Annotated in this window: 8 protein-coding genes; 6 read left to right on the top strand and 2 right to left on the bottom strand. The window is 69.5% G+C overall.

Annotated elements, in window-relative coordinates; translation table 11 throughout:
* Window positions 1-22 precede the first annotated feature (22 nt).
* Window positions 23-880 (bottom strand): mycofactocin-coupled SDR family oxidoreductase, encoded by an 858-nt coding sequence (locus ACWFRB_RS10340; RefSeq protein WP_452640758.1) that lies wholly within the window; start codon window positions 878-880, stop codon window positions 23-25.
* A 115-nt stretch (window positions 881-995) separates the two neighbouring features.
* Here ACWFRB_RS10340 and ACWFRB_RS10345 point away from each other — a divergent pair, with 115 nt between their 5' ends.
* The 6 genes from ACWFRB_RS10345 to ACWFRB_RS10370 all read left to right on the top strand — a co-directional run bounded on the left by ACWFRB_RS10345 (window position 996) and on the right by ACWFRB_RS10370 (window position 7,136).
* Entirely contained in the window at window positions 996-2,468 is a 1,473-nt protein-coding gene (locus tag ACWFRB_RS10345) for an aldehyde dehydrogenase (RefSeq protein ID WP_452640759.1), read from the top strand.
* Between the two features lie 42 nt (window positions 2,469-2,510).
* On the top strand, window positions 2,511-3,260 hold the full coding sequence (locus tag ACWFRB_RS10350; protein WP_452640761.1) for an SDR family oxidoreductase: 750 nt from the start codon (window positions 2,511-2,513) through the stop codon (window positions 3,258-3,260).
* Window positions 3,257-4,156, top strand: a complete 900-nt coding sequence (locus ACWFRB_RS10355; RefSeq protein WP_452640763.1) for an NAD(P)-dependent oxidoreductase — start codon at window positions 3,257-3,259, stop codon at window positions 4,154-4,156. Before ACWFRB_RS10350 ends, ACWFRB_RS10355 begins: the two co-directional genes overlap by 4 nt.
* Complete coding sequence (locus tag ACWFRB_RS10360) at window positions 4,153-4,584, top strand: carboxymuconolactone decarboxylase family protein (protein ID WP_452640765.1); 432 nt, start codon at window positions 4,153-4,155, stop codon at window positions 4,582-4,584. The genes ACWFRB_RS10355 and ACWFRB_RS10360 overlap by 4 nt, the downstream gene beginning before the upstream one ends.
* Window positions 4,585-4,641: 57 nt before the next feature.
* On the top strand, window positions 4,642-6,111 hold the full coding sequence (locus ACWFRB_RS10365) for an FAD-dependent oxidoreductase (RefSeq protein ID WP_452640766.1): 1,470 nt from the start codon (window positions 4,642-4,644) through the stop codon (window positions 6,109-6,111).
* A 77-nt stretch (window positions 6,112-6,188) separates the two neighbouring features.
* A complete protein-coding gene (locus tag ACWFRB_RS10370) occupies window positions 6,189-7,136 on the top strand; it encodes a pyridoxamine 5'-phosphate oxidase family protein (protein WP_452640767.1) in 948 nt (315 codons plus the stop codon).
* A gap of 16 nt (window positions 7,137-7,152) precedes the next feature.
* On the opposite strand, the gene ACWFRB_RS10375 is transcribed toward ACWFRB_RS10370, so the two are convergent.
* Complete coding sequence (locus tag ACWFRB_RS10375) at window positions 7,153-8,013, bottom strand: LLM class F420-dependent oxidoreductase (protein WP_452640769.1); 861 nt, start codon at window positions 8,011-8,013, stop codon at window positions 7,153-7,155.
* Between the last annotated feature and the right edge of the window lie 257 nt (window positions 8,014-8,270).

Here is an 8,270-nt window from a genome sequence, read left to right on the forward strand (position 1 = left end):
GCTTCCGGTCAGCGACCCATCGCTAGAGCCCGATCTTCATCCCTGCCCCGCCGTCGACCCGCAGTTGCTGGCCGGTCACGTACCGCGATTCGTCCGAGGCCAGGTACACGACAGCGTGCGAGATGTCCTCGGGCTCGACCCACGGAATCGGCATGGCCTGCATGAACGGAAAGGTCAGCGCCGCGTCCTCCGCGGTCGGGTTCTCGAGGTCGGGCCGGAACGTCTTGTACATCGGCGGACTCTGCAACATGTCGGTGTTCACGTTGGTCGGATGGATCGCGTTGACCCTGATCGAACTCGGCCCCAGCGTCAGCGCCAGCGAGTTCGTGTAAGCCTGGATCAGCTTCTTGGCGAGCCCGTACCCGTCACCGCCCGGCCCCTGCAGCGCCTGCTGACCGTTGAACCCGGTCTGCGGCACCAAACCGGCGACCGAACCGATCGCGATGATCGAGCCACCCTCGCCCAGATACTCCATCGCCGCGTGCACGGTGTTCACCACGCCGACGAAATTCACGTCGAAGGCGTCCACGAAGCCCGCGTTGGGAACATGCTTGCCGAGCGGGCAGATTCCCGCATTGGCCACCACGACATCGAGGCCGCCCAGCTCGCCAACGGCCTCGGCCAGCGCCGCCTCGACGGCCGCCCGGTCGCGGACGTCGACGCGGGCCGCGACGGCCCTGCGGCCGGCCTTCTCGACCAGGCGCGCCGTCTCCTCCAGGTCGGCCTCGGTGGCGAGCGGGTATTCGTTGCTTGCGATGTCCGCACACAGGTCGAACGCGATGATGTCCGCGCCCTCCTCGGCGAGGTGGACCGCGTGACTGCGGCCCTGCCCCCGGGCTGCGCCGGTCACGAATGCGACCTTGCCTGCGACTCGATTCATCGGACCACTCCCTGCAATCGATGGAACGTTCGACGTGCTTCTGCCTGAAAGCGTTGCGAGGTGTCTCTGCGCGAACTATAGTCCAGACACCTGTCCAGATGTGGAGGAATTGAGCATGACGCTTCGCCCGACCGACAGTTCGGCCCTGCTGATCGACGGAAAGCTCGTCCCCGGCTCCGGCGGCACCTTCGAGGTGCTCAATCCCGCAACCGAGGAGGTGCTCGGATCTGCCGCCGAGGCCACCGCCGCCGACATGGACGCCGCCATCGCGGCCGCCCGTCGCGCGTTCGATCAGGGCTCCTGGTCCCGCGATCACGCGTTCCGTGCCCGGTGTCTGCGCCAGCTGTGCGACGCCTTGCAGTCGCACATCGAGGAGTTGCGCGAGGTGACCATCGCCGAGGTCGGCGCGCCCGCGATGCTGACCAGCGGACCGCAGCTCGAGGGTCCCGTCGAGGACCTGCGCTACTGGGCAGACCTTGCCGAGAACTACTCGTGGGAACAGGATCTCGGTTCCGCGACGCCGATGGGGATCCCCACCGCTCGCCGGGTGCTCAAGGAGGCCGTCGGCGTCGTCGGCGCGATCACCCCGTGGAACTTCCCGCACCAGATCAACTTCGCCAAGCTCGGTCCCGCCCTGGCCGCGGGCAACACCGTGGTGCTCAAGCCCGCGCCCGACACCCCGTGGTGTGCGGCGCTGGTCGGCAGGGTGATCGCCGAGGAGACCGAGATCCCGGCCGGCGTGGTCAACATCGTGACCTCAACCGACCACGCACTCGGCGCGCAGCTGTGCACCGACCCGCGCGTCGACCTGGTCTCGTTCACCGGGTCGACCGCGACCGGACGCACGGTGATGGCCTCGGCGGCCGACAGCCTCAAGAAGGTGTTCCTCGAACTCGGCGGCAAGTCCGCGTTCATCGTGCTCGACGACGCCGACCTGGCGAGCGCCTGTGCGGTCGCGGCCTTCTCGGTCTGCGTGCACGCGGGGCAGGGCTGCGCGCTGACGACCCGGCTGCTGGTCCCGCGGGCCCGCTACGACGAGGCGGTCGCCGCGACCGCCGCGACCATGTCCGGCATCCGCGCAGGCGACCCGAGCAAGCCAGGAACCGTCTGCGGGCCATTGATCTCCGCGCGCCAGCGCGAGCGGGTGGAGGGCTACCTGAAGCTCGCGGTGGAGGAGGGCGGCACCATCGTCACCGGCGGTGGCCGACCGGCCGACCTGGACCGCGGGTTCTTCGTCGAGCCGACCCTGATCGCCGGGGTGGACAACTCCGCACGGGTCGCCCAGGAGGAGATCTTCGGCCCGGTCCTGGTGATCCTCCCGCACGACGGCGACGAGGACGCCGTCCGGATCGCCAACGACTCGCCGTACGGGCTGTCCGGCTCGGTGTGGGGCACCGACCCGGACCGGGTGAACCGCGTGGTCGCGGGCGTGCGCACCGGAACGCTCAGCGTCAACGGCGGCGTCTGGTACTCCGCGGACGCCCCGTTCGGCGGCTACAAGCAGTCCGGGATCGGCCGCGAGATGGGCGTGGCCGGCTTCGAGGAGTACCTGGAGACCAAACTCGTCGCCTCCCCCGCGACGACCTGATCCACAGCCTGCCGACGTACACCTACCGAGGAGAACAGACACATGGGACGTTTCGACGGACGCACCGCCATCGTCACCGGCGCGGCGCAGGGCATCGGCGAGAGCTACGCGCGCGCACTCGCGGCGGAGGGCGCCAACGTGGTGGTCGCCGACCTCAACCGTGAGCTCGGCGAGACCGTGGCCAAGCAGATCACCGCGGACGGGGGCTCCGCCGCGTTCAAGGAAGTCGATGTGGCGGACGGGGCATCGGCGAAGGCGCTGGCCGACTACACAATCGAGAGATTCGGCAGCATCGAACACCTGGTCAACAACGCGGCGATCTACGGCGACATGAAGATCGACTCGCTGCTCACGGTGGACTGGGACTACTACCGCAGGTTCATGAGCGTGAACATGGACGGCGCGCTGCAGGTCTGCAGGGCGGTCGTCCCGCACATGTGGGCCAATGGCGGCTCGATCGTCAACCAGTCCTCCACCGCGGCCTGGTTGTACTCGAACTACTACGGACTGGCCAAGGCGGGCGTCAACAGCCTCACCCAGCAGCTCGCCACCGAGCTCGGCTGGTCGAACATTCGCATCAACGCGATCGCGCCGGGCCCGATCGACACCGAGGCCACCCGCACCGTCACCCCCGGCAACATCGTCAAGGACATAGTCAGGCGAATTCCACTGCAGCGCATGGGAACCACCGAGGACCTGGTCGGCATGTGCCTGTTCCTGCTCTCCGACGAGGCGGGCTGGGTCACCGGACAGATCTTCAACGTCGACGGCGGACAGGTGTTCCGGTCATGACGGCGAACGACACCGACATCACGGTCGGCTACATCGGCCTCGGCAACATGGGCGCGCCCATGGCCACCCGGTTGCTCGACTGGCCCGGCGGCCTGGTCGTGTGCGACGCGCGACCGGAGGCGCTGACACCGTTCACGGACGCGGGTGCCGCCGCGGCGGACACGCCCGCCGCGGTCGCCGCACAGGCCAAGGTGATCTCGGTGACCGTCCTCGACGACGCGCAGGTCCGGGACGTGGTCGAGGGTCCTGACGGGATCCTGACCACCGCAGCGCCGGGCACCGTGATCGCGGTGCATTCGACGATCAGCGACCTCACCGCGACCGACCTCGCGCAGCGTTGCCGGGAACGGGGAGTCGACCTGGTCGATGCGCCCGTCAGCGGCGGCGCCCCCGGGGCCAAGCAGGGTCGGCTCGCGGTCATGGTCGGCGGATCCGAGGAGGCGTTCGCCGCGGTGAGCGGTTCGTTCGCGTGCTGGGCCGAACTGGTCGTCCACGCCGGCCCGGTCGGGGCGGGCACCCGGATGAAACTGGCGCGCAACCTGCTCCACTTCGTCTCGTTCACCGCAGCGAGCGAGGCACAGCGCCTCGCCGAGGCCGCGGGCCTCGACATCCGCGAGCTCGGCAAGGTCGTCCGGCACACCGACGCCATCACCGGGGGTGCGGGCGCGATCATGTTGCGCGAGACCACCGCCCCGGTCGCCGAGGACGACTTCTGGCACCCGATCCTCGGGCACGTCCGCAATCTCGGCGAGAAGGACCTGTCCCTTGCGCTCGACCTCGGTGAGCGACTCGATGTCGACCTGCCGCTCGCCCGCCGAGCCCTCACCGATCTCGGCCCCGGACTCGGGGTCGGGACCGGTGCACAATCCGACGCTGTCACAAAGGAGCACGCATGACCGACGGAAACGGTGTCACCGAGGCCCGCGCGCGCGGGGTGGCGATGATGAACCAGGTGTACGGCTGGGAAATGCCCGCCGACGTCCCCGGCGACTTCTTCGCGGTCACCGCCGACCATCTGTTCGCCGACATCTGGACCAGGCCGGGGCTCAGCCTGCGCGACCGTCGGCTGTTGCTGCTCGGCGCCATCACCGCGCAGGGCCAGGGCGATGTCGCGAAGATCCAGATCAACGCGGCACTGCACAACGAGGAACTGACCGAGGAACAGGTCGAGGAGGCGGCGATCTTCCTCTGCCACTACGTCGGCTGGCCGCTGGGTACCGGACTCAACAACGCGTTGATCGCCGTCAAGGCGGACCGGCGCAAGGCCGCCCGTTCCGCGGCGAAGGCCGCGGAGGCCGACTCGGCGGAAACCACCACCGGTTGAGGCTCTTCCGGAAATACTGCACTCTAGGCAACAACTCTCGAGACAAGGACCCGATTCATGGCTGAGGCCACTCCCATCCGTCCGCAGCCCGCCGACACCATCGAGACGTGGCACTACGAGGCCGACGTCGTCGTCGCCGGCTACGGGATCGCCGGTGTCAGCGCCGCGATCGAGGCCGCGAGCGCAGGCGCGGACGTCCTGGTGCTCGAACGGACCAGCGGCTGGGGCGGCGCGGCGGCGCTGGCCGGCGGATTCATCTATCTCGGCGGCGGCACCCCGCTTCAGCAGGCGCTCGGCTTCGAGGACTCGCCCGCGAACATGAAGGCCTTCATGATGGCCGCCCTCGGCCCGGGCGCCGACGAGGAGAAGATCACCGACTACTGCGAGGGCAGCGTCGAGCACTACAACTGGTTGGTGGACAACGGGGTTCCGTTCAAGAAGTCCTTCTACGGCCAGCCCGGCTGGGAGACCCCGTTCGACGACGGTCTGATGTACTCCGGCGGCGAGAACGCGGCGCCGTTCAACACCATCGCCACCCCGGCGCCGCGCGGGCACGTCCCGCAGATGGCGGACAAGCGCACCGGCGAGAAGGGCGGCGGCTTCATGCTGATGAAGCCGCTGGTGGAAACGGCCGAGGAGCTCGGCGTCCGTGCCGAGTACGACATGCGGGTGCAGCGCCTGATCGTCGATGCGGATGGTCGGGTCGTCGGCATCATCGCCAAGCAGTACGGCAAGGAGATCGCGGTCCGCGCCCGAACCGGCGTCGTGCTCGCCACCGGCAGCTTCGCCTACAACAATGAGATGGTGCAGAACTACGCGCCGCGCCTGATCGGCAAGCCGGGCGCCTCGATCGAGGAGCACGACGGCAGGGCGATCCGGATGGCACAGGCCCTCGGCGCGGACCTGGCGCACATGGACGCCACCGAGGTCGCGTTCTTCGGCGATCCGCAGCTGATGGTCAGGGGCATCCTCGTCAACGGCCGCGGCCAGCGGTACGTCAACGAGGACACGTACCCGGGCCGGATCGGCCAGGAGACGTTGCTGCGCAACGAGAACCAGGCCTACCTGATCATCGACGAAGCCGCCTACGAGGAGGGCTGCGCGGGCGACAGCTCCACGCCCTTCTTCCGGTTCCAGCCGAAGTGGGTGGCGGAGACGGTCGAGGAGCTCGAGTCGGAGATGGGCCTGCCTGCCGGCGCGCTGGTCGCGACCGTCGAGGTGTACAACCGGCACGCCGAGAACGGCGAGGACCCGATGCTGGGCAAGAAGTCCGAATGGTGCAAGCCGATCGGCTCCCCCGTCGCCGCGCTCGACCTGCGCAACTTCACCGCCGGGTTCACCCTCGGCGGGCTGCGCACCACGCTCAACTCGGAGGTGCTGCACGTCAGCGGCGAGCCGATCCCCGGCCTGTTCGCGGCGGGCCGCTGTACCTCCGGCGTCTGCGCGGGCGGCTACGCGAGCGGAACCTCGCTGGGCGACGGCAGCTTCTACGGCAGGCGCGCAGGCGTCAGCGCCGCCAAGGGATAGCCAGGCGGCTGCGCCGCCCGTGCGTGGTTGACGAGTGCATGCACTCGTCAACCGCGCACGGGCGCTAGCCTTGAACCATGCCGGTCATCTGGTCGGACGCCGTCGACGACATCATCGGCGGCGACCTCACCTGCGGTCTCGCCTGCCTCACCCCGGCGGGCGGGGCGGTCGTGACCTCGGTGGCTCCCATCGGGTTGCGCGACCGCGAACGCGGCACGGTCGGCTTCACCACCTCGCTCGGCTTCGGACGCAAACTCGAGCGCATCAAGGACGATCCCCGGGTCGCGCTGGCGTTCCACGCCCGCGAACACGGTGTCGGCGACCGCCCCGACCAGCGGTTCGTCCTCGTCCAGGGCGAGGCCCGATTCGACCCACACCCCGACCGGGCGACGCTCGACGAGATCGGCGAGCGCTTGGAGCCGTACATGGGCGCGCCGAAGCGCGGGCGCTTCTGGGACCGGTGGCTGCGTGCGTACTACGAGGACCGCGTGCTCGTGACGGTGACCGTGACCCGGATCGTGGCCTGGGCATCGGCCACCGCAGACGGTGAGCCCGAGGTGTTCGGCGCACCACGACCCGAGGACGGCGCCGCGCCGCAGTCGCCACCGAAGAAGGGCACCGGCCCGCGGGTGGACGCGGCGAGAACCGGCGAGCGGGCCGCGAGGCTGCCCCACCTGTTGCTCGCCTATCGCGACGCGGACCGATATCCGGTGGTCGCCCCGGTCGGGGTGACCGCGGCCGACGCCGATGGCGTCCGACTGCGGGTGCCCGCCTGGGTTCCGTCTGGCGGCCGCCGTGCCGGTCTGCTCGCGCATTCCTACCGTGCCCAGCTCGTCGGCCTCGAGACCCGCCAGAACACGGGCTGGCTCGAGGTCACCGGCACCGAGGCGCGCTACGCGCCGCACACCGAGGCCGGGTTCCGCGCACCCGCGAACAAGACGATCCTGTTGCTGGCCAACGGTTTCCTGGCGCGGCGCGGGCTGGCCAAGGCCCGCAAGCAGGGGCGAGTTCAGGCGCTGGGCTGAACCCACCGACCGCGGGTCAGCGCGCGACCGGCTCCCGGTTCAGCTTGCCCGCGAGCCGACCCAGGTAGGCCACCACCTCGGCCTCGGACTTGTCGGGCACACCGAACACGACCTCGGTCACGCCGAGGTCCTCCCAGCGCGCGAGCTTGTCCGGGTCGGGCTTGCCTGCCAGCACCACGATCTGGGGCGCCCCCTCACGGCCGGCCTCCTGCCAGATGCGGCGCAGCAGAAGCACGTTGTCGTCGATATCCTGCTCGATCGGGGTTGTCATCCAGCCGTCCGCGGACCGGGCGATCCACTTGAAGTTCTTCTCGTTGCCCGCCGCGCCCACGATCACCGGAACACGGGGCTGCTGAATGGTTTTCGGCCACGCCCAGCTCGGGCCGAACGTGACGAACTCGCCCTCGTACTCGGCCTCCTGCTGCGACCACAGCGCCTGCATGGCCTCGAGGTACTCGCGCAGCATGGTCCGGCGCCGCCCCGGCGGCACGCCGTGGTCGGTCAGCTCGTCGAGGTTCCAGCCGTACCCGACGCCGAGCACCACCCGGCCCCCGGAGAGGTGGTCGAGCGAGGCGATGGTCTTCGCCAGGGTGATCGGGTCGTGCTCGACCGGGAGCGCGACCGCGGTGCCGAGCGCGATGCGGTCGGTCACCGAGGCCGCGGTCGCAAGCGCCACCCAGGGGTCGAGGGTGCGCATGTACCGATCGTCGGGCAGCGTCTCGTCACCGGTCTGCGGATGCGCCGCGTCCCGCCGGGCCGGGATGTGGGTGTGCTCGGGGACGTAGAAGGAATCGAACCCGGCGCCCTCCGCGGCGACGGCAGCCGCCGCGGGCGTTATCCCGCGATCACTCGTGAACAGCGTGATTCCAAATTTCACCAGGGTCTCCCTTGCGCCGTCTGCGAGCACTCGAATCAGACCGAGACTATTTGTCGGACAGCTGTTTGGCAAGGTGTCCAGACCGATCGGTCTTCATTCGAAACTGGAACCGGTTCACCACCTGCGGCCGGGCCGGGACCTGCCGTCTTCGCCCGTCAACCGTCGGCATCATGACACACGTTCACCATGCCGAATGGCACCTCGGCCGGTGCGTCGCGTCGCACGGAAAAGGGCGTGACGCCCGGTGGCATCACCAC

Source organism: Rhodococcus sp. NPDC055112 (assembly GCF_053607505.1).